The sequence below is a fragment of the Endozoicomonas sp. ONNA1 genome (assembly GCF_024606325.1).
Lineage (GTDB): Bacteria > Pseudomonadota > Gammaproteobacteria > Pseudomonadales > Endozoicomonadaceae > Endozoicomonas_A.
Window position 1 is genome coordinate 1 of sequence record NZ_JAHHPN010000398.1, and the last position, 1436, is coordinate 1436.

Consider the following 1436-nt stretch of genomic DNA (forward strand, 5'->3'; position numbering starts at 1 on the left):
CCTCATGTTTGGGTATTCCTTTGCCATTATTCATGGACGAGAAAGCGTGGAACAGTTCCGTACTGAACTCACCATTCTTGTCTTTCCATTCAGGCCAGCCCAGAACCATTTTCACTTCCTCATGGTTTAGCATGCCCTTGCTGGTATTCATGGACGAGAAGGTGCGGAACCGCACGATGTTGAATTGGCCATCTTTGTCTTTCCATTCAGGCCAGTCCAGTACCTCTTTCACTTCCTCATGGTTGAGCATGCCTTTGCTACTGTTCATGGATGAGAAGGTGCGAAATAGCTCCATATTGAACTCGCCGTCCTTGTCTTTCCATTCAGGCCAGCCCAGTACCTCTTTTACTTCCTCGTGTTTGATGATGCCTTTTGTGTTGTACATGGACGAGAAGGAGCGGAATAGCTCCATATTGAACTCGCCATCCTTCTCTTTCCATTCCTGCCAGCTCAGCACCTCTTTCACTTCCTCATGTTTGGGAATGCCTTTTGTGTTGTACATAGACGAGAAAGAGCGGAACAACTTCATGTTGAACTTGCCATCCCTGTCTTTCCATTCGGGCCAGTCCAGCACCGCTTTCACTGCCTCATGTTTGGGTACGCCCCGGCCATTGTTCATGGTCGCGAAAGAGCGGAAAAGCTCCTTATTGAATTCGCCAGTCTTGTCTTTCCATTCAGGCCAGCCCATCAACTCTTTCACTTCTTTATGTTCGGGCACGCCTTTGCCATTATTCATGGACGATAAGGAAGTCAATACATCCAGAGTCGCTAAATATTCGAGCTCACCCTGGCTATGTTCAGCAAAATCACGTATGTATTTTTTTTTATTTTTTAGCATGCTCGTGAGCATGCCTGTATTTTTGATGGTTTCAGGAACGTGCTCAAAAAAAGCGATCGTATTATCGAAGAAACCATTAAAAGACCTTCTATCTACGAATCCAAGCATTTTATAAAAAGTGTACTTGGCAGTGATGTTTTTTTTATTGAATACCCCTATCAGGGTTTGTGCTTTTTCCAGCTCTTCCTCGCTCAATTTGTATTTGATATTTTTTTTCATTTTTTCCAATGGGTCATCGTAGATCTGAGTGTCTGCCTGTTTCCTTTTTTTGGTCGGTGGTGCAGCAACTGCTTTTGAATGATTTCTCTTTCTACCCGAGCCCTTGTTTTTTTTTCGAGCAGGTTCTGATGAATCCGGCTCTGTTTCTTCCCCGGTTTCTCTTGCTCTTTTTATACCCTTAGTGCCCGACAGGCACTTGTTGCAAATAAATGCCGAAGCTGTTGCCTCATTTGCTATACGACTTAATTCCTGTTTATTCAGTACCTTGTTACACTTCGAACAAGTCACAGCTGACTCCCCAATATTCTGCTCAGCTGACGGGGGCAGTGGATCATCGCCTCCGTGACCACTGCCGCCTGTTGAACGAATTCTCTGGCTA

General features: G+C 45.0%; 1 protein-coding gene. It reads right to left on the bottom strand.

All coding sequences use genetic code 11. From position 1 onward, the window contains the following. Positions 1 to 1345, bottom strand: a 1345-nt coding sequence (locus KDK19_RS09140) for a hypothetical protein (protein WP_257291789.1), incomplete at its 3' end; no start/stop codon positions are given. Between the last annotated feature and the right edge of the window lie 91 nt (positions 1346 to 1436).